Origin of the sequence: Pseudoalteromonas sp. S1650, assembly GCF_005887195.1 — a bacterium.
GTDB lineage: Bacteria > Pseudomonadota > Gammaproteobacteria > Enterobacterales > Alteromonadaceae > Pseudoalteromonas > Pseudoalteromonas simplex.
In genome coordinates this window covers 1-23,141 of sequence record NZ_PNDF01000071.1, presented here as the reverse complement: position 1 = coordinate 23,141, position 23,141 = coordinate 1, and the positions used below count along the sequence as shown (strand labels likewise).

General features: G+C 45.5%; 8 protein-coding genes and 4 pseudogenes. 4 read left to right on the top strand and 8 right to left on the bottom strand.

The genetic code is table 11. The features are described from left to right. The first annotated feature begins 221 nt into the window (after positions 1–221). A complete protein-coding gene (locus CWB80_RS18590; RefSeq protein ID WP_055022198.1) occupies positions 222–1,121 on the top strand; it encodes a hypothetical protein in 900 nt (299 codons plus the stop codon). 115 nt (positions 1,122–1,236) lie between these two features. Then, on the top strand, positions 1,237–1,668 hold the full coding sequence (gene eexS, locus CWB80_RS18580) for an entry exclusion protein EexS (protein ID WP_012368351.1): 432 nt from the start codon (positions 1,237–1,239) through the stop codon (positions 1,666–1,668). Positions 1,669–1,700: 32 nt separating this feature from the next. On the opposite strand, the pseudogene CWB80_RS18575 reads toward eexS, so the two are convergent. Further along, positions 1,701–3,104, bottom strand: a pseudogene (locus CWB80_RS18575) (conjugal transfer protein TraG N-terminal domain-containing protein); the annotation flags it as partial. Between CWB80_RS18575 and prfC the strand changes: the two are divergent. After that, a pseudogene (prfC, locus tag CWB80_RS18570) lies at positions 3,103–3,648 on the top strand (peptide chain release factor 3); the annotation flags it as partial. The pseudogenes CWB80_RS18575 and prfC overlap by 2 nt on opposite strands. A gap of 219 nt (positions 3,649–3,867) precedes the next feature. Here prfC and CWB80_RS18565 read toward each other — a convergent pair. The 7 genes and pseudogenes from CWB80_RS18565 to CWB80_RS18535 form a co-directional block, all read right to left on the bottom strand. Continuing rightward, a complete protein-coding gene (locus CWB80_RS18565; RefSeq protein WP_138602061.1) occupies positions 3,868–7,530 on the bottom strand; it encodes a CshA/CshB family fibrillar adhesin-related protein in 3,663 nt (1,220 codons plus the stop codon). A gap of 2 nt (positions 7,531–7,532) precedes the next feature. Continuing rightward, positions 7,533–10,463, bottom strand: a complete 2,931-nt coding sequence (locus CWB80_RS18560; RefSeq protein WP_138602059.1) for a COG1470 family protein — start codon at positions 10,461–10,463, stop codon at positions 7,533–7,535. Positions 10,464–10,473: 10 nt separating this feature from the next. After that, a complete protein-coding gene (locus CWB80_RS18555) occupies positions 10,474–11,049 on the bottom strand; it encodes an OmpA family protein (RefSeq protein WP_055022194.1) in 576 nt (191 codons plus the stop codon). Then, positions 11,049–17,303, bottom strand: coding sequence for a DUF11 domain-containing protein (locus tag CWB80_RS18550; protein WP_055022193.1), 6,255 nt, complete (start codon positions 17,301–17,303; stop codon positions 11,049–11,051). Before CWB80_RS18550 ends, CWB80_RS18555 begins: the two co-directional genes overlap by 1 nt. A 141-nt stretch (positions 17,304–17,444) precedes the next feature. Beyond that, positions 17,445–20,345, bottom strand: coding sequence for a beta strand repeat-containing protein (locus CWB80_RS18545; RefSeq protein WP_055022192.1), 2,901 nt, complete (start codon positions 20,343–20,345; stop codon positions 17,445–17,447). A 185-nt stretch (positions 20,346–20,530) separates the two neighbouring features. After that, complete coding sequence (locus tag CWB80_RS18540) at positions 20,531–20,998, bottom strand: hypothetical protein (RefSeq protein WP_138602057.1); 468 nt, start codon at positions 20,996–20,998, stop codon at positions 20,531–20,533. Positions 20,999–21,100: 102 nt separating this feature from the next. Further along, a pseudogene (locus CWB80_RS18535) lies at positions 21,101–22,266 on the bottom strand (IS256 family transposase). Between the two features lie 163 nt (positions 22,267–22,429). Between CWB80_RS18535 and CWB80_RS18530 the strand changes: the two are divergent. Then, positions 22,430–23,038: pseudogene (locus CWB80_RS18530) on the top strand (tyrosine-type recombinase/integrase); the annotation flags it as partial. Positions 23,039–23,141: the final 103 nt, after the last annotated feature.

Below are 23,141 nucleotides of genomic sequence, written 5' to 3'. Positions count from 1 at the left end.
GACCTGCGCTCAACTGCTTGTAACTCATGGTAAATGCTTCTGTTTGTTTGGCGACGATAGAGTACCACCAACAGGCAGTTGATCTCTTCTCACCGTTTAACCATGAGTGGTGCACTTATTATCTGAATTCGGGGGTTTCAACTCATCGAAAGTTTATTGAATATTTATATTAAGTGAGTAAAGCTCTGAGGTTAACTTTCATGGCGAAATAAAGGACTAATATGCTCAAACCTAATGAAGGTAACAAATATGTTTTTAAAATAATTAACTTTAAAAGTGCTTACCTCCCATCATATGATGAAGTAGCTTATTTATTACATCTCCCAAATAACTTTCGAGGTATTATTGATTATGCTCAGTCATTTTATGAAACTAAACTCCCAGTAAGTAAAAGTTCTATTTCGACTTTATCAACTAAAGGCATAGGGAAGCCTACCTTCAAAAAAATTGAAAATTGGTTTTTGTCCTTGTCACCTAGTATTGTCCACATTTTTAACCCCAAACTTCTCAAGAAAAATTATAAAGCTGTAGTAGTTGGCTCAAATGCAAGCCATTTCTATTCTTGTGTTGATAGTTATAAATTTAGCCTTAGGGCTAATAAAAACGATAATGAATTAAACGTATTAATGGACTGGCTTGAAGAACGTTCTAATGCAGACTACTTACTGATGAGTGAAATTCATAGAAAGGCAAAATCAGAAGTTATTAATAAAAATGATCCTAAAGATATTTGGCTATTACAAAAAACACATTGGCATGCACAAAGTTTAGTACCATCCAGACAGATCGAAGTTCTAGATGAGTTTTTTAAGTCAGATAAAAGAAGAGAAAACTATACGTTCGATGAAGTATTAGCTATTGCAGGAGCATCTTACTATTTAACATTTGATTTCTACTTATCTGCAATTGCCAACTATGAAATAGGTCTTCAATTCTACTACGAGAGGTTAGATGAAACCTGTAAAGATAAACAATACTCAAGTTTCTTTACTGGAGTACTGAATACATTCATTGAATCTGACGAAGTTAACAGCTGTTTCGATGCTGCACTTATAGAGCTAAAAAAATTTATATCATCGAAAATTAAACTTGACGGTATCACAACAGCGCATTCAGCTTAAATGCCCTGTGTGTGAGATTATGGCCGAGCAAACCACTAGAGCACTTTTTGAGAACTAACATGCTGATGCATGATTTGATTGTGCACCGCCCGTGCACTTTGAGAGTACTAAGAAGATGACAAACTTACTTAAATCTTTAACAGCACGCTGCTGGTTTATATCACTGGGGCTTTTTCTGGCGACTTTGGCTGCGGCTCATTTCTTTCCATCAGAAATATTAACGGCATCTGCCAAGTTAGCGGCTTTGCCATTTCTGTTCTGCACCGTCGTTTTTTTCAGCTACTTGGGATTCAAAGCGACCTGTAATCCCATCGGACTTATAGCCATAATCACTATGCTTGTAGCAATCGCATATTGGCAAGCGAGTTGGACAATTGTTGGTTTGGGACTCTTTTTCTTAGCTATTTGTACTGGAATTAGATTCTTGAGTAGCCAAGTTAAAGATTCGGGTAGAACTTTGAGCATTGAAGAAAAATGGTATTGGTATAAGCTCCATTCGTTTTTTGATGGCTTTTATCCAAGGTATCCCAAAAAGCCAAAAAAATAGCCAGCCAACCACAAGCTGGCTACCTTCTATTTTCAGTTCCTTCCTGATGCCTGGTTATAGGCCCTAATATCGATCAAGTTGTTCAGAGCATAATCTCCCGCAAGCGATGCATTTGAGATCACCGCTATCTGCTTATCCACAAATGCTTTATCTTCTTCGGACACACTGTCAGGAATGTAAGCGCCACTCTCATCCTTTTGACGATACTCATTTAGCATTTGCTCCCTTAGACCTAGCATTTCAGGCGACCAACTCGATGAGTCTTCAGAGTTGAATACGCGCCCCGCCAAACCTTCATTGAAAGCTTGAGCAAACACTTGACTTTGAATCGGGGTCAATCCCATTCTCTGCCCTTCGCTGTATGCTTCCTGTTTAAAATCATCGGCGTACTGTTCTAAGAACTCACCGTATCGATTGTTAACTGCCGCACCGAATGCCCCAGCCAACATGGCTTCAGACTTAGTGCCCCAGTTAACTTCGGAGGCATACTGCGAACTCGATCCACTGTATGCATCATTAAACGCCGTCAAAGGATTTTCCAAAGAGGTTCCGGCATCAACGGCTGCTTTTAACCCATCCCATGTTGATTTGCTGGCCACAGTTGCATTGTGCAAGAAACCTCGTGAGCCAGGTTCTGCAAAGGCTTGCTCCTTGTAACTCTCATAGTCTTCGCCAAAATGATTCAAGGTATGCAATGCTGCATCAGTATGCTTGCCACTGAAATCACCAATAGCACTGGCGCTGTTGAAGAACATTTCAGCACCAGAGACTCCGCTATCATCAGCCATAATGCGAGATCGCCACTTAGAGCCAGCTTCACTGTTTAGTCCAGATTGATAGGTACTTGTGTCAGAAGCTACGGCCTGCTGGGCTTGTTACTGATGCGCATTCAGCTGTCCATCTACACCAGAAAGATTGGTTTGGTAAGCAGATTGAGCCGAATTGAACTGCGTTTGAACTGTTGCAGCATCCTCATAGCCTCCCAGAACACCGGATTCAACTTGGCTTTGAGTGCCACCAAAAGTAGGTGCAGTTGATGACAAGCCTTCATTTGAGCGCGGCTGAATTGATCGTAAATCGGCTCCGGTAGCCATGGCCATAACAGTCATTGCTGCTTGATAATCATTGTCCCGTTCAGCGGGCGTTGAAGAATTGCTATAGGTTAAAGACTCCATAGCTGCGGCCACATACGCCTGATTATCATCAGGTAGCAAGCGCTGATACATTGGAAGGTTTTCACGTAATCGGTTACCTGCTTCAACATGCTGGTTCATATAGCGACCTAAATAATCCATGACGTCAGGATTATCCGCTGCTAATCGAGTTAACGTCGCACCATCCGTGTTCCTTTATCCTGATAGACTGTAGCTGGCCTGATCAAGCTCACTAAAGCGGTTTGATGCCGTGATAACGTCTTGTGCTGAACTCTGAAGTGTTGCCGGTGATCGTGAGCACGTAGATGAAGCGTGGCCGGGCGATATTATTGGTTTGCATAACCACGGGACGATTCAAATTGGGGATACGTTCACATGGGGCGATGAATTCAAATTCACCGGTATTCCAAACTTTGCGCCTGAGTTATTCCGCCGTATTCGTTTAAAAGATCCGTTGAAGCAGAAGCAATTATTGAAGGGTTTGGTGCAGCTTTCAGAAGAAGGTGCGGTACAGGTGTTCCGCCCGTTGGCTTCAAACGATTTAATTGTGGGTGCCGTGGGTATGCTGCAGTTTGATGTGGTTGTGCACCGCTTGCGCGCCGAGTACAAAGTAGAAGCGCTGTACGAAAATATTCAGGTTGCCACCGCGCGCTGGGTATATTGCGATGACGCCAAGAAATTCGAAGAGTTTCAACGCAAAGCGCAACACAACCTCTCCATCGACGGCGGTAATGCACTAGCCTACATAGCGCCCACCATGGCGAATTTATCGCTCACGCAAGAACGCTTCCCGGAGATTACGTTTACGCACACCAAGGAAGTTTAGAAGATGGGGTCGTTGTCCCTGTTCTCTGGCACCTTTTTGAAGATGGGGTCGTTGTCTGTGTTCTCTGGCTCCTTTTCAACATCAGTTGAGGGACACACAACGCAGACAACGACCTTTACTTTTCTAAAGCATAACACTTGGTTTGGTAAGCGCTAGAAAGTTCAGCTAAAGCCGCATAGTAATTTTGGTGCCAGAGAAACGCGACAACGACCCCATTTTCTATAATGCCGAGCAGCTCGCCCCAACCGTATTTGGAAGCAAGCCTTTCACACGAACATCGAAGCTAAGCTCACCGGTCTCGCCTGGGCCCAACTGCCCCGTAAACTGCCATTGCAATCCGCCTTCGTATCCTTGAGCATTCGCTCCATTTGGAGTTGCAACTTGGCAAGCCGATATACCACTCGGCAGCGTTCCCGGACAGGAAATTGGCTGAGCAAGCTCAGTGAAGGCTGGTACTTGGTCGTAAATTACAACCTCATCCAAATCCATTGTCCCATCGTTAGCAAAGAAAACAGAGTAGCGAATTACATCACAAGGCTTTGCCTGGTTGCTCAATAAGCCTACAGTATCTACATCATCGGCTGTACCGCTTACACCATCGGGACCAATATTACGCACCAACTTATCCAACCGTAAGCGCCCACTCTGCACACCCGTATTATCAAAAGCTACAGCCGAATCCACACGCGCAGTTCCCGAAAGCGCATTATCAGCAGTAATCTGAACTTGATGAAACGCACCAACTGGTGCATTTGCTGGTACAAATACCCGCAGTACTAAACAAATTTCATCACCCGCCACTACGCTTATATTCGTTATTGGCGCGCCCACACTAACATTCTGCGAGCACGATAGATCTTGATACAGCGTTTGCGCCCAATCTAACGTATTTGGCGATTGCGCCTCCACAGTAGCGGAGAAATCTACAACACCTGAAGTTTGTGCTTTATAACGATGATAATAATTGATAGACGAGCCCGGCTCAGAAACACCTTGGTTATCCGGCTCAAGCACAGATTTAGGCACAACACCAAAATTAATATCTTCCCAAACCGTGATCGCCGAGGGCACCACAAAACTCATTTGCCCATCGTCGGCGACAGCCGAATCAACAATGCCCGTGCCCGCATCTTCACTAACCAAGAAAACGCCACCCGCCGGTTGCACCAAGATACAAGCTTGGTTACCAGAATCAGCAATATCAAATTTCAATTGCCAACTGCCATCACCCGCAGTAACCGTTCGCGCAAGCTCGGGAGCCGATGTATTACATTCACCTGGAGCGGTAACGCCAGCAAATGCCCGCACCAACGCCCCCGCAACGCCTACTTCAGAACCATCAATTAAGCCATTATGAGCCGTGCCTGATCCTGTGCCATTATCATTGAAAACCATACCGCGAAGCGTTGCGCCATCAGGCTCGAAACCAATATTTATCTCATAATCTTCAATTTCGCCATCAAGCGCTAACTGGTCCGAAAACGGGATATCTTGCTCACTCGAAAAACGGAAGCGGGCAAACGTGTTCCCCAGTTGAGCATTCGGCGGTACGAATACCTGAACAGTAATGATACCATTTACCGGATTAGTATCCGCAGCACCATTATCTCGCAGGTTGATCACAACATGCTCGCCAATGCCGTTAAATGAACCATCTTGGTTCCAATCTATCCACCCTTGGAGGTAACCTGAACCTACAGTTGCCTCATCTACTTCAATACTGATTGTCGTCTGTTCTCCCGGAACAAAACGAGCAGGTAATAACACGCCTTCATCTTCAACGTGAGCATCCGCATTCGCAGAATTTGTTGGCCCAAGCCGAGGGCTAGGTCGAACAGCCCCGATAAACGGTGTATCCGCTTGCGGCTGCCATGATGCCTGAGAAATCGATGTTATAGGTGTTGCGGTACTTGGTTTACCGCCCGCAGTAGCCTCATAACGAAGATAATGGCCACCACTATCAGGGTATGATGCGGGCAAGTCGCCAAAATCAATCTGTACCGGAACACCAAAACCGATAGCTTGTATTCCGGGATCTATCAACTGCTGCGAGGTAAAAGAAACATCACTTGTTACCGCTAAAAACGAACCACCACCACTACCAGCAGGCGCTACCCGAATTTGTTGGCCAGCAAGCTCCCACGCCATACTTATATCAGCACCAGGAGAAACTTCAATTAACTCCCACGGGGCGCCATTCGAGCGCATTACTAACTGCTCACCAGCATTCGTACTTTCGGCATCTACCACTACCAAATCCATTGGTACTTGAACACCATTAACGCGCTTTTCCCAAACAATATCAAAAGAGTGGCCTGTTCCTGATAAATTCGCCAAACCTACCGGATTCACTCCCGAATACGCAATTTGAAACGCATCGCCAGCCCAAGTGCCGGAAACATAAGGCTGCAGTGGCGCAGTAATATTCCCCAACAAGGCGCGAATTTCTACATTCCCAAATTCCCAACGCTTCGAAACCCAATCACCCGGATTAAATTCATCAAGAGTGCCGCAGCCCCAATCTAACCAATACATAGTGCTTAAAAACGCTCCGGAACCAGAACTAGCTAAGCCAGAGCCAGTAATATCGGTTCCCGTTGGGCATACTTCTGGTGATTCAATAACTTGCAGATTTATCGTAGCTTCATCATCTTCCACAGGTGTCCGTGGGCCGTTACCTGGCCGTGAATTTGGATCTTCCCCCGTACCCGAAATAATTTCCGTAAACAAAGCCCGAGAGCCTGGAGCGTTTGCTATCCCTTTAATCTCAATAGTCCGTGTTTCATTCGCAGGAAGAAAGCCAATAGTCCATAATCCTGTACCTGCATCGTAACTACCCTCGCCCACAGCTTCGGTGAAGTTGAATAAATCGGAAGGAAAAGGGAACTCTACCTGAACTGCGCCTGAACCTGCGGGCCCTTGGTTTTCTACTACTAATTCAAATACCGCTTCTTGGCCGAACTCAAATGAAGGCGTTCCATCAATAAAGCCCCCCGAAATTTCAACATCAAGCGATAAATCAACATCAAAACTCCAAGTACTGGAGAGAAACCCAAAAAACGCGGCACTGTCATATCGCCCATCCACGGCATCAGCAATAATTAACGAAACCCGATACGTTTCCCCTGAGGTAACCGGCTCAGCAACCGTTATTGGCGAGGTAAACCCGTTCAACGCGATATCGGTTCCAGCAGGCGTTGCGAGTAAATTCTGCCGATAAAAAAGAGCACTTCCACACGTTCCCGATCCACTCTGGTTAGGTTCGCCAATTGTAGAACCGTTGATATTATTGATAGTAATCGTGGTACCACTACCTGGTTCTATGGCCATATTTTTGGCCGTTGTAAACTCACCACCCTCGATGAAAATACCAAAGGCATCATTATACTGAGAACACGCATAATCAGGGTATTCTTCAGAACCAAATACAAGAGTAAGGTTGAGTCGGTCCCGTTCTGGGGTTACGTCAAAAGAAATAACCACAGGGTCGTTCGTGGCTGTTGATTGCACCACACTTGAAAGCAAGGTATTAGCACTCGTGCCTAGTGCTCGATCAAGGAAAAAGCTCGCTGGGCTAGCTATGTCATTCACAGAACCGGTAGCAAGCAAAATACCTTGGGTAATACCAATCGAAGGCCCTGCATTCTGAAAAAAACCTATTTGCTGGCGGTTCACGTTGCCTGAATCGGTTAACCCGTGCTCAACAACCAAGTTCTCAATGATAACATCGCTAAATTCTGCAGGTCCCAAAAGAGCATTAGTCATTTGCGCCCTGCCCGCAGGTGTATTGAACAACGCATTAATGTCTGCTGCATGTACAGCCGATAACAACGATATTGATCCAGCAGCAAGAACCGCGGCTTTAACTGATTTTTTTTTCATTTTTAGCGCACTCTCAATCCGAAAATGAGTATGGCCTGCTCACCGGCCTGCAATACACCGATATCTGCCTGAATATCGCCAACACCACCATCATTCGGTGTCGTTACATCCGCATTACAGGAACCACTTGGGCTACTGCAATTAAGGGCCGTCTGGAAATAAGTGGTATAAGCTTGAGTTCGGTCGTTAATCAGTACATTAAATACCGGCTCAGCACTTTGATTTCGAGCCGTTAAACGATACAGAACACATTGCCCTGGGTGCACCGGGAAAACACTAGTGCTAAAGCAGCTATCACCCGTGCAGGCCAGCGGGCCATCAGGAACACCATCACAATTACTATCCAAGGCTTGCTCTTTTAAGATAAGCGTGTTTCCTTGGCTCGTTGATGTACTATCAGTAACCGAACGTTCTAAGGTATCCGTGCCTACAGTAGTAGTGAGCGTAATCGTTTTAACATTAATATCCCCAAGCACCGCCGAGGCAGGAGCAAAAACTCGTACATGCACGGTAATTGATTCGCCAGGTAAAAGAATTTCATCTCCATTATCAGTTCCTAAAACGCCACCTAAAGGTATTGTTTCATCTTCTGGACCCCAAACGCCGTTACCATCATCTTCATACACCAATACAGCCCAACCATTGTCATCTTCAGCCTGTGGCGTTGCTGTGAGTTGAATACTCGAAAGCGGTACAGTTCCTGTGTTTTTAATCTGATGGGTATAACTAACACTAGAACCCGGAACAACTTGGTTAAATTGATCTGGGGAAAATGAAATATCAGGCGCGCCGAGTATTTCTACCGCATCCAATTTAATATCTTGTGCGGCACTCAACAACGATGACGCACGAAAATACAGATCATATACATCAACCTCAGCATTTGCAGCCGTTTGCACATGCGCACAAACCAACTGGGCTGAGCCCGCTGGAATAATATCAGTTACATCAATCGCGTTACTCAGAGATGTACAATCCCCAGCCCCACCATCGCGATAAAAACTCACGAGCCACCCAGGATATAGAGTACCAGCCGCAAAGTTAGTGTTACTTGCAGCGAGTTGATATTGGTCTTGACGATCACCTGTGTTATTCACATACAAGGTAAACGTTCCAGTATTACCCGGTATTAATGAAATCGTGGTTACTGCTGTTGGTTCCGGGCCTACACCTGCACCAGGCGCGCTTCCAGCACTCAGCGGCAAATTATTCGTGATATCAACCGTTGCCGGTACCACAGAAAGTAAGATATTACTTACCGCATTGGTTACAGTAGTATCAACATTAGAGGTAGCTGCTAACGTCAGTTCATAAGGGCCACCTACTGCATCGGCCGGCAATTCCACTTCAACAACTACAGGTAAACCACAACGGGTATTGTCTGCGCTCGTAACAAAACGGCCAGAACACGCACCGGTATCAAAATTAGGCAAAGGTATAGGGCCGGTATCTACTCGGCCACTGTTCGAAGTATCCAACAAAGGCGTTGCGCCATCTGCTTGTAACACACGTACAATGGCGTTATCAGGAAATGGGTTTGCTAAGCTAGCGCCAACGCGGTTCAGTGCCCGATCAACATTTAAATCAAAGGTATCAACACCATCACCTGTGTTCCAAATATAGTTAGTAAAACGAATCACCGCGCCTTGCCCAGCTGCCGCGATCTCAACGCGATTTCCCGAATCCAAACTATCATCCACACCGATGTTTATATCAGTAGAGCTATCGTTCACAACCACGCTTGGAGCAGTGGCGGATGATTTTATTTGAAAAGGTACTACGTTGGTATCAAACGGGGTTATTGCGCCACCTACAGGCCCTGAACCGCTTTGCGCATACACAACGGTATTGTCTTCATTGTTATAATAATACCCTGCAATATTCAGTATCCGTCCACCAGTCGAAATACCGCCAACAACCTGTACAGCAAATTCGATATAACCTTCGCCACCAGGCGGTAACGTTGCTAATTCAAACCGCACTCTATCCTGACAATCTACATTTGCAGCTGTGCCATCATATGCACAATAGGAAGCGGGTTCGGTTCCTCCCCCCTCGACGCCATCATCGTCATCAGTTAAAGCGGTATTACCCGTTTGGCTCCAGCGGCCAGAACCAGGCACATACTCAAACCCACCGGTTTGCGGTTGGCCTTGTCCATCAAAAAAAGTTGTCGGTAAAATATCTTCCAATACCACCGACGAGGCTGTGAAATTAGAAACATTTCGATACGCTAAACGCACCGTATAAGGGCCACTGGGGGAACCTCCAACACGCACAGGCATTGATTTCAAAACCTCGATTAGAGGCCCTTCAATAAATTCAACACTATCAACTACCGTTTGGTTTAAGGTATTGTCATCAGAGCTAGTTGCTTCAAGTTCTATGGCAGAAAGTAAAACCGAGCCAGCAGCCCCATTCGCAATCACTTCAATCACTAAACCCCAAGTTTCACTTGGATCTATTGAGTTTGTGAGGTTGGGTAAACATGCGCTGCCATCATCACTACTCAATAAAATTTGACCCGGGTCAGGCCTGCCATCCAGATCAGTATCAGCATAAACGCGCCACTCTGAAACTTGAGCATCCACCGCGCTCACACAAATCTGATATCTATCAGCAACATTACCAATATTCGAAATTGTGTGTGCAAAGTATACCGGTCGATCAGAAATAGCAGGTAAGCGTTGATCAGTTAAAAACTCAAATGCAGGCACTCCCTGAATTAAAGTTTCAACTATATTAGACGTAATACTCCGCTCTTCAGTGGCCTGAGAGCATGAGTCGTCGATGCAAGTACGGTATGTTGCCGATGCTTGGTTTTTAATTACCGTACCAGCGGGTACTACGTCCGCTACCGCGGAATAGGATAGCCCACTGAATAATACAACCAATATAGTTGTGAAAAACCACCTTGTTATTTGCATCGCCACTCAACTTCCCCTATCGAATTGGTTCCGGCGCAACAAACGCCTCTTCATCTGCATCTTGAACTACTCGTAGCGATAACGGACGCCCGTTTGAATCTAAAAGCATCAGTTCTACACGGCGGTTGTAAACTCGTTCAGACACATTGTCATCCGTTGAAAGCAACATTTCCTGACCTGCCGATCCTGTCACCATACGATCTCGTGAAACTCCGTTTTCAGTAAAGTAACGGATCACTGCTTGTAACCTTTCATTGGCTAAACTCAAGTTATAATCAGCATTACCTAACTGGTCGGTAAACGCCTGCATACTGATTTTGTACTCCGGGTTCGCTGCCATGATGTCTAAGTTTGGCTGTAAGCGCAGCTTCTCAGCATCGTTTAACTCGCCCCTATCAAAGCCAAAATAGACCGCAGGCTCCCAACGCGTGGTAATCTCCTCTATCATGGAGTTTACTACCACCACAGAATTAAAAGGCGCTTGGGGTGCTTCACACATTAAATCGTAATCAGCATACAGTTCATCCATACTGGCGCAACCTGATAAAGCCCCCACAAGAAATAACATGCTCAATAATGGTTTCTTTTTCATTAGTTTGCTCCAATAAACGAACGTATGCCGGCAGCTGTATTGCCAATCCAGGCAAAATCATCAGCGCTAATTTTATAATCCAAGCCAATATGGAGGCCTTGCGCATTATAGCCTTCAGGATCTAAATCATTATCTTTAAAGCCACGTACATTATAACCAACACCCATACGCAGATTCTTTCTAATCAAATAGTTAGCGCTTATTCCATAACTAAAGCGTTGCTCATTCTCATCACGAGCACTCATAATACCAGCGCGAACATCGATATCTAAACGCCGAGTCACACCCCAAATAACCCGACCATCAGCAATATAAATAGCATTGCTTAGCGCTAAATCATTTTGCTCAAATGATTGCCACTTACCACCAATTCGGCCCGACAGCACAAGATCGGCTTTCAATTCCAAGTTATGGTGATTGCTTAATACATGAGCAACGCGATCTGGCCCTAAATCGCCGCCCCAATGTTTACGCCATTGATACATGAACATTGAATGATGCTTGTTATCGAGTCGAGGCCGACGAGCAAAACCAAGCGTTACAATATGATCGCCATTTCGTGATTCTGTATCAGAATATTGAACCCGCATATCATTCCGAATCACACCTGACCAATTCTGCGAAATACGCCAAATATTGGCCAAGGAAACACCGTAATAACGGCGGCCGTTACCGAACCGAGTTTCAACTCGTCCAAGCGTTCGCCGATTCGCCGACCGAATATCCTCGAAACCTAAAGAATATGCCGTAGCGGCTTGGCTCTCATTACCATCAAGTACCCGAATCCATTCCACCGACGGGCTCCAAGTTAACCCTGGTTCGATTTCAAAGGCAGAACGAACACCATTCGCTAACGCTACGTCCTGCCCATCTTGGGCACCACGCAAGCGGTATTCAGAGAATAGGTCGGTATTACTAAATGCCCGCGTACGAACACCCGCAACAAACTGCTCCGTTTCTACATCCGAGGTAATTTGATTCATTCCCGCAATGCTATTCAAGAACTCATAACGAGCATAAAAACCTGTATTCTGCGTAATCGCCAGATCAGCATCTGCGGCTATCCGTTGCTTACTTGAGTCGCTAAACGCTTGCTCATATTCCGCACCAAGCGTTAGCGGTTTACCAAACACATCAAAACCACTCGCCAGACCTAAAATATAAGTGCCAAAACGATCATCCCCGTCAGTATCCCGCTGCTCAATAGCACGCGAACCTACGGTAGCCCGAACATTATCAAACTGGCGTAGCGCGAGAAAAGCAACGCTACTTTGTTCTGCATCAGTGCTCAAATCTTGTGTTTTTCGAGCTTCAAATCGAGCAGAAGTTCGTGAAGAAATTTGCTGTTCATGTTCAGCGCGCAGTTCTTCTCTAGCTTCACCAATACCTGAGGTAGGATTACGGAAGCCATCATTAGCGCGAGCCCAACGAATATCAGTAAAGCTGCCGTTTTCCCATTGGTGTTGCAAACCAACGCTCAAAGCATCGCCATCTTCATCAATTAGATTTTGCATCCGCCCGTATGAAGCAAAAGCACGCGTGCGATTCCCCAATTCATAAAGCGAAGTAACACTCGATAAACTATAACCGTCAATATCATGTGAGTTCTCAGTGAAGCTGCCGCTTAGGGTCAAAGAATCAGAAAGCTTATGCTGCAAGCGCGCACCATACACATCGTAATCCACACTGCTACCATCAACATTGTAGGTAATACGTAAAAATACAGGGTTGAACTCATCGTCAACTGAGGGAATGACATCAAAGAAACGTAAATCACCCGTGAAATAATTTATCGAGTAATCAACGCCTCGGCGCAGCGGCCGTGTCTCTATAACTAATCCAGGATTATTTCTATCGCGAACAATAAATTCTATAATTTCAGATTCACGAACTGGCGGCGCTGAAGTTTGGTACAACAATGCCGTACCGTTACCCCGAATTTCTTCAGTTACTTGCTGATAATCAACTTTCGCACCAAACAACTGAAGCCGAGTCGTTTGATTATCAAAAGTGAGATTGGCCCCCGTTAGAATTTGCTGAATACGCCCAACATCTTGGAAATCCGTATTCGCATCAGTAACAAAATCGCCCCAAAGTAACGAACTCGCACCACGTTCTACACGAGCATACACACGGCTTTGGCTTTTTGCATCATACCCACGAATAGATGCATCACCAGAAACCGGATAATAATCACCAGGGTTAAGATCACGGCGTATCTCTTCTTCATCACTCAATGCGCGTTCGCTATCAAAAGCCAACGTTAGGGTTGTACGTTCACCTACAGAGCCCGTTACAAACATACCGCTCTCTAAACCCGATTGTTCTTGTTCGATTGATTCAATATCGGCTGGAACATCACCATTATTGGTAAAATCACCCCAAACTTTTTTCGCTGAAATATAACCCGTAGCGAAAAGTTCGCGGACTGGTGTTATTTGCTGCACCGCAATACTGTCGTTCAAATCGTTAAAGCGAGCATGCACATCTCGAGAGCCTGTTTGAAAAGAGCTAAGTAGATGAATAGTCCCTTTCCCATCAACTATGCGTACCTGTTGGCCCATGGTATCCGGTTGCAAATCCGCTTCCGCAAAACGTAAATCATTACCTAATAAAGTAACTACATTAGAACCACTTGCGTGATAGCCCTCACTATCAAACAGCTCAATTGTAATCGGCATACGAGTTGTGCCGCCATCAGCAAAAAACGGTTCATCCTGAGCGGTTAACTGCAGGGCTTTTGCCGATCCCGGGCGCACAATCATAGTATCAATAAGCGTGCGTAAATTACCAAAGGGGTCTACCGCTTGAACAACAACATGGTTCTCGCCTGGCGTAAACTGCAAGCCATACCAAGTTACAACTTGCCCTTGCTCAGAAATATTTTCGATTTGCTCACCGAGCTGCTCTTTCGCTACTGCCTTGCCATTAATAGTCAACTCTGGTGTAACGCCCGCTTGCACAACAACCTGCAAACGGCCATCGCGGCTAACGCCGTTTTCAGGCCACAGTACCACGCCTGCTGTTGCTTGTTCACTGGTAATAATACGAGCTTGATCAACAGATTCAAGCATCTCAGGAGCATCGGCCAACGGTGAAGTGAGTTGCCCTTCAGCTATTGAAGTTTGTGGCGTCTCGCGCTCAGCAGACCGCATCGGGTCCAAACCACGGCTCAACGTTTCATCGTAAAAGCCACTACCTAAATCACCACCAGCACCGGCACTTCGAATACGTGTTCCAGCAGCTCTGTTGCGCAGAGGATCATTGGCGAGAATACTATCGTAAACCCACTCACTATTTGCGTTTTCTCTACGCGCTTCAATATCCGCCCGCACACGAACGATATTCCGAGCATCAGGGCACGCAATGGCAAAATCAGCTCGATGCATTTCTCCGGGTACTAAATCAACGAACCGGCTTGTTCCATCTCCTGCGTGACGTGTTGTGATCGGTTTTAAAGTAACGCCAGCCGGCATTGTGGCAGGGTCGACAGCAAGTGTTTTTAAACCTGGGCGTAAACCGTGAATACTAAACATGCCATCTTCGTCGGTTACTACCCATGTTCCATCTTGTAGATACAAACGTACACCAGGAATAACCCACTCACCGAGCTCCTGAGTACTTGAGCACGTAGTATCTACAAACACCTTACCAAATATAATACCGCGATCAGATAAAACTCCCTCGTTCCGAACCGTCACTGAAGCTTCTGCTTCATTTGATGTAAATAAAAAGCCACCCTCGTTACGAGCAGTTACATTGGCTTGGTTAACTAATCGACCATTATTTACAGCTACCGACGCGCGCATTACATACGTAATATCAAGCGTAGCACCTGGCTCCAATAATAAATTCGCCCCGTTTTCATCACGTATTCGAGGAAACACTAAATAACCGCCCTCATCACGAACGGGATCTGGTAACTCTATCGCCACACCGTTCCCTACTGTCATTCGAGCGGTCCCTGATTCGTAGCGAAGCCCGTAAGCAGGCTTATCAACGATGCGGAAACCTAACAACGGAACAGCGCTTGAGTTGCTAATACTCAATCGATAAGACACATAATCACCAGCAGCAATAACTTCGGTATCTACCGTTTTCTCTAGAAACAATTCACCCGCCACAAGTGAATCTTCAGGGTCTAATGGAATATCAGGAAACCAAGCTAAACCAAGAGAAAAAGCCCCTTTTGAGTCCCCTTGTTCGTTGGTAGTGGTCATTCCGTCGCCAACAGGCTGTAATCTACCACCGTCACCGAGGTAACCAATTAAGCCATAAGAATGCTCGCCTAAGTTTGAAGAAAATGCGCGTAAGGAAATAGGTGAAACACTTGATGGAAACTCATAGCCATCAGGCGGAGTTACACCAATGTAATAGCAATGGTCTGTTGCCGCACGCGCAAAACTGTACAATCCATCGGAATTCCCACTTCGGTTCATGCTCCCACTATCGAACGCAGGAATTACCTCACCAGTAAATCGATCTCGAGCAGGTTCAAAGTCTTCCGCAGTAAGCGATGCACATGCACTAGGGCCTGCATTCGAGAACACTTGCTTCGATTGAAACAAGCTTACCAGTGCGCCATTAACCGCTTTCCCCGAAGACGTATCAAAAACACGCCCCGAAGGTTCAACTGCAGCAACATCAGAAACGCGAATCATGCGTTGGCCAAAGCCAGCAGCCTGTTCAACTGGCACATCAAACGTAACATTCAGAATATCGCCAAAAGCGCTGTTCAAATAACAACCTTGGCCTAGAACTTCGTTGGTAGTAGTAGTAGATGTGAATTCGAAAGCCGATGCGGCAGTTGCACTGCTCGAACATATTTCACCATCGGCTGTACGAATACCGCTAAGAACCAATGGTTGCAAGCTTCTAAATACACCTGAATTCCGTTCAGTTTCTTTCATGACTACTTGAACCGAATCACCACTCAGCTGTGATTCAACCCGTGCTAATAAAAGTTCAACGCCATTTTCGTGAACGAAATCGTGTTTATCAAGATCCCGATTTAGTTGAGAGGCTACTAATCGAAGAAAAACACCATCCAGCAACGCATCATAACTTTGCTCACCGGGCATCGAATATATGCTGGTATCCATAAAGTGAGCATCATTACTATGTTTCACCTGCCCACTTGCCACCATTTCTGGCCGAGCAGATTGAAAACGAATCTCGGGTACATTCTGGGCGGCTACTGAGTTACACACTCGATTCGAAAATAAAATGTCACTGTTCGTACCCGAAAAGTCAATTTCAGCTTGGTTGTATATCATTGTGTTATTAGAAACACCGGGCTCTATTTGAACCGCAAAAGAAACACTACCCGATTGGTTAGGCTGCACGTTCGCAACCGGAATAAGCAATCCAAAACTCACGGCGGGAACCGTGCCATCCCAACTCTCGTATGGCTGCCAGTTTTGCGATTCAGAGCCACTCAAGCGCACCAATGGAATAGCTTGAATAGGTGAAACATCTAAATCTTGATTAGGAAGTAGGAAAGTATTTGCTGGAATTTTATCCTCCAACACAACGCCTTGATAAGGCACACCGTCAAGTGAAATCGTCCGCGGGCTTGGAAGTGAGGTGCCTGTATTAGAAAATTCAATGCTGTAATGAATCAACTCTCCGGCCGTTAATGGCGCTTCACATTGCTGGTGAGAGAATTTATTTAAAGTAAAAATCGCACCTTCACGAACAATCGCTTTATCGGTAACTGCTTTAACATCGCTCGCATCATGCTGCGATGTTACCGTCACTAATATATCGATTTCATCATTATTCCGTTGATTAGCTCGCGTGTTACCGAGTACAACGATATTAACACTAGCGTCAGGTTCAAGATTTTGAATAGAACTAATTTCTGGTTCGCCAGCATCCACAACACCGTTAGCATTCACGTCATGGTAAGCACGTAAATTTACTAATTCGCCATCATCACCTTCAAGGTTTTCAAACAAAAGCGTGTAGCTATCAATAGAGTTTCCAGTGTTGGTAACAATGTGGTCAAAATGAACTTGCTGCGCGGGGGCAACATATTTTATCTTCTCGTCATCAAGAATAAAACTATAGCTATGTCCAACCATCACTCGCGAAGTATTCGAAATCACTTCATGAGTAATGCCAAACTCTTCGTCATAATAAGAAGCGTGCGCTTGATTGTATATTGCAGTATTCGGTGGCGTATTTGCATCCACTGCAAAGCTTGCCAACAGCAATAAAGCATAAAACGTGTAGGTTGCTACTTTCCACATGCCTGTACCATCCAGGTAACAAAGTTATAATTTTAGTTTTTTATTTCTTATTTTTTAATAAGCTCTCGTTCCAAGAGCGCATTAAAAAATAAAGCCGTTGCACACACTGTATTCACACAGCGCGCACAACGGCTTTAAGTATTAATTAACCACTACACAGAATTGAGCTGTGGCTTGGTCACCCGAAGGCAAGTTACCTACATTCCAATTAACTTCAGGAGCTGTACCACTATTAGGTACAGCATTACCATCAGATAAACGAATTGCATCACGAGCATTCTGGAAGGTTGTAAAGGCAGTTGTTGCATCAGAAATCACAACGTTTTGCGCTGCTGCACTACCTTCGTTCACCGTTGTTAAGCGCCAAACAATGCACTGCTCTGGTAATACCGTTCCACTTGGATTTGCTTCAAACAAGTTATCAGCTGGCCAAGTTGGCGATCCACCTGCACATGCACAGCTCGTGTCAACGAAAGCTGATTTTTGCAAACGCAACTGACCAACAATAACTTCAGAACTATCTATTGCTGTGCCTGTAACGTTGGCATTCGAAGCAGTTAGAGTAAACTGATCGATATTGCCAGCTGGTGCTGCCGCTGGAGCATACACAATTACACGTACATCTAAACGCTGTGCAGGCTCTAAGGTGATTACAGGGTTTGCACCACTATTATCAACCTCAATCTGCATAATCGTGCCAGAAGGTGAACGAGCAAATACAGTACCTGTAACTAGGTTATTAATCTGCACCCAAGCATCAGGTTCGCCATTGCCGGTGGTATCAACAAACAACTGCGTGTTGTTCGACCAACCATCGGCAGCCAAGCTATTTTGGCCTGTAATTTCAAGTGCTTCTGTTGAGTTACCAATGTTTGCGATTATGTGTGAATACGTTACATTACCGCCCGGTTGAATTTGGTTCGCACCATCCGGAGTTACATCAATATTCCGATTAGCCGTAACATCAACCGCATCAAGCTTGGTATCGGTAACAGCGCCATCAGAAGTAGAGGCAACCGTGAAAATTATCGGATACGCACCACCAATATCATCACCGTTCACACCACCCACAGCACCTGTAAACTCAGCAAGTGATTGCGATACCACTGCAGATACTTGTACAACTGCTTCATAGTGATAAACCGCGCCACCTGGCAATGCCGGTGAAGAAGAAACCGTATTCCCGGCATTTGCAGCATTGTTAATAACGCCATCGCCGTTCGAATCAATACCCAACTCACGGAAAGTTACCGACCATCCCGCAGGCAAAGTTGACTGTAAGAAAAACGATTGCGAATTACCCGAGTTGTTCGCTAAGAACAATGGGAACGTGGCTGTACCACCAACCTGTGCGGTTTCTGTCGTGATTGGTGTAGTTGCACTAAATGCATCAGCATCCACGCCAGCATCAACAAGATCAACACTATAGCTGTTTGCCAAATCCACTGTTGGAGCTGAGATTTGACCTAAAACTTCAAGTTTAGTGTTACTGGCTGGAGTGGCCGAAGGATCGTTTGCTGATGTAGCACGCATAGTCGCAACAAAAGGTCCGGTACCAGAAAATCCAGCCGGCAGTCGTGCTTTTACTTGGATACGTAAACTTGCGCCTGGAGCCAGCTCGCCAGTATCAGCACGGCCGTTACCATTGGTATCGGTTAACTGCACTGTTCCTGCTTCGTTCCAGAATGAGAACTGTGTACCCGCAGGGAACACTTGCGCACCCGCAGGAAGCGCAGTAGCGCCGGCATAAGCCGCACCTGCGTCGTTCAAAAGTTCAAAATCGATAATGTCTGTACCGTTACCATTGTTGGTAATCACGTTAGCAAAACCAACAGTAGAACCAGCACCAGCAGTATCTTGACGCGCGATATCGTTAACTGAGCCATCGTCGTCCGCTGCATCACCAGTATCCGATACATCAACCGTGTAGATTTGGCCTACAGTAGTTGTTGTGCTATTCGAAGGTACCGGATCATTTGGAGTACCACCGCCATCAGTATCACCTTGCGCAACAAACACGTTACGAATTTGTGAACCTGCACTAACTGCCGTTGGGTCAAATGATACTGTGAAAGTAATTGATACCGTAGTACCCGGAGCCATCGAAGCATTGTTGAAGAAAATACCATCAACCGCAGTTTCACCCGATATACCGTTACCGTTCATATCAATGCCCGCAGGCTCATCAACTTCGGTTAGCACAATAGTAGTAGGATCGCTTGGTATTGCCGTATCAACGCCGGCGGCATCACGGAATGTATCGCCATTAGATGCTAACAAACCATTAATTGCATTTACTTCCACAAAGCTACTATTAGTCGGAATAGTATCGAATATATTTACATTCTCAGCCGTATTCCCACCCGTATTAGCTACTTGTAAGGTATAGCGAACAGTGTTAGTGGCTGCGTTTACTACCGCTGTTTTAGTTGCAACTAAAACGGCATCCGTAGTAACCGTAACTACGTTGTTTAGGCTATCGTTACCATCAGGTGTACCATCGCTATCTGAATCATAAGTACCAGCATCGCTGTTCGTTCCGATATCGAGAACCACACCCGCACCACCGCCAACAGATTGCACAAGTATAGTGGAATCTATTTGTGTACCTAGCGTTGCTGCCGCAGGAACAGGCACAGCAAGAATCAGCTGTACTTGCTGATTTGGGTTTAACGTAACTTGAGTAACAATAGATTCGCCCGCATCTGGCAAACCATTACCGTTCTGGTCCAGATACACGCTGTAGGCTGCACCCGGAGTTGCTGCATCAGACCCAGCAAAACCAGAGAGGTTAAAGGTATCGATTGCGTTACCTGTATTTACAAGGGTATGGCTAAAGTAAACCGTTTGCCCTGGTGCACCATTCAGGTTGCTATCGTTTTCAATTGTTGCTGAATATACTTCAGCTACCGTAACAATTGATTCATTTGATTGAGCCGAGTATTGATTACCGTTAACATCCTCATAAGTAACGGTAGCTCTGTTTCGAATATCGGTTCCCGCAGGCGTAGCTGCCATTGCAGATGCTTGTGCAACAAGCATTAACAAAAGCACACCTAAAGCAAGAACAAATCTTCCAACGTGAGAGCTGTTGGACTTAAAGTTCGTCATAATTATAATTTATTTCCCTATTTTTCACGAAAGCGCTTAGCACCAAGGGCTGTTACTATTTTGAGCGAATAGAACTACCAATTCGCTCTCTAATACACACAACAAACCGTTAGCAATTAGTTCACCACTACGCGATATGTAAATACGTGTGTTTCTCCGGGTTGAATTCCAACTAAGGAATTCCACCGAATTTGAGTGTATTCATCCGCAGATATTTCTGTTTGCGTGCCAGAGCTATCTGTAACAATCAGAGGCTCAGCTGCAAAAGAAGTCCCGCCATCAATACTCACCTCAAGAGAGGTCATAATTGAAGCGCTTGCAGAGTTAGCTATATAAGTTGTTTCGGTTGGAATAGGGCCTACAATACGCAACCCTGTTATTGGGCGTTCAGATACATTCGTGTAACGCAGCTCATATTCGATAACATCATTTGGGGAAACCGCGTTAGTTTCCTCGCGGATTTCTTCTGAATCTTCCGTTACAATGCGGTAAGTTACTAGTTCACTCTCTATATCCGCTATTGCCGCGTTCGATACACCTAATAATGCACCTGCAAGCATAAGTGTTAAAAGTATTCTGTACACACCTCTACTCCTTGATTAATTTTTCACAGTGTTGATTTTATCAACAATGAAAAGATAAAGCAACAATTCGTCTGTAATTTCCAGTTTACCCTCTGATTTCACCTATTCAGCTCCATCCATGGTCAGGTACTTTTTACCAGAGCTCCATTCGTCCGATATCTCCATAATCACCGCTGTGACTAATCTGAGGCAGAGGCCTCGTTTGGAAATAAAGTTGCAACGCGCGTACGGCGTTTGATTTCTTTATTCACGCGCTCAAGTGCGTTGGTTGTTCTCAAACGGCGACGATGCCCCGCAGGCAAAGCTAATACAGCTAACCCTTCAGGAAGCGCCGTTTCGGCCCATACTGCGAGCTTAGGCGCGCTTTTCTCATACTTCTTACAGAGCAACTCAATGTGGCGTTTTGCTTCATCCGGTGTTTTTGCATCAAAGACACTGCGAATGTCGTCCGCCACTTGTGCTTTCATGGCCTGCTTGGGCACATAGCTTTGCGCGTTTTGTTGCAAGTGGAACTGGCAACGCTGCCACGGTACACTCGGAAATACACTCTTGCGTGCCGCTTTTAGCCCTTCATGGGCGTCGCTAACAAAGAGTTTCATGCCGTGCAGACCTCTATCTTTCAGGCTGAGCAAAAAATCTCGCCAATGGACTTCTTGCTCTGAAAGCGATACCGAGCAACCTAAAAGCTCTCGATGTCCTGATTCATTGACGCCCATCGCGACTAAAACGGCACAATCAATTACAGAGCCACCGTGTCGTACTTTCTCATAACGTGCATCAAGCACGACATACGGGAAATTGCCAAGCGGCCGCTCTCGCCATTGCTGCAAATGTACATCAAGCTCATGTGCGGCGCGACTTACCTGAGTAGAGCTGATTTCAAAACCGCACAGCTCTTCAGTCACACGTGCCACTTTACGCGTCGACACGCCTTGCACATACATTTCTGCTAATGCCAGCTTCAGCGCTTTCTCAGAGCGTAAACCTCGCTCTAAACTACTTGGATAAAAATCCGTGTCGCGGGTTTGCGGTATACTTAAATCGAGCATCCCGAATCGGCTCTGTAGCGACTTTTTCTTATAACCGTTGGCGTAACCTTGGCGCTCTTCTGAACGCTCCCAGGGGCCTGCTCCAAGGTGCCGCTCTCGCTCTAACCGCATGGCTTCATTGAGTAAAATACTGATCGCTTCGGCTGTACCGTCCAAGCCTTGCTCAATCAATAATTCCAAAACATCGCCAATCGATCTATCCTGTATATCGCAGGTCATTGTGGTTCCTCTTTCAATTTACTTTGGTCGGTAAATCAAAAGGATAAACTTTGACCTGCACCTTTTCCAGCTCAGGCGAAATTACAGAAAGAATGATGCACTAACAGTGAAAAAGATAGGATATATGTCAAAAGGCATATACAACCACTAAAACCCCATGATTTATGACTGGCTGATTGATGAACCAATTTTGGAAATTAACGCTGCCGCTGGGATCACAGCAAAAAAGGTCGGCGGTAAGAAAGGCAAACGAACTCGGGTGCTAAATGACAACGAGATCAGGATACTTTGGCGCTATTTGCACGAGTCAAAAATCACTGAGAAGAACCGCATCTACATAAAACTGCTTCTGCTATTGGGCGGTCGCAAGGGCGAACTCATTCAAGCTGAAAAGCATCACTTTGACTTGCAATCTGCAATGTGGACAGTGCCTATAGAGATCCGTAAACAAGGTGAGAAAATTGGAGCGCCAATCATGCGGCCATTGATTAGGCCTGCTATTGAGCTGATTGAACTGGCGATGCAGATGAGTAAATCAACTTACTTGTTTCCCGCGAACGGACAAGAAGAGCTTGCCACAAATGGCTTTGATACCACTATTCCTAACAATGTGAAAATCTGGGCTCGCAGATCGCTTGGTGTTGAGATGGAACATTGGTCTATGCATGATCTTCGCAGAACGATGCGAACGCGTATGTCGGCCATCACGACGCAAGAAGTTGCCGAGTTGATGATTGGCCACAGCAAAAAAGGGTTGGATGCTATCTACAACGTAAGCGTAACTAATAGCACACATTAACGGTAATTGGTTTTCTCGGGTGGATCAATTTTGTTGACCATTTAACCGGCCAAGTAATTGGCGCTAGGGCTCTTGT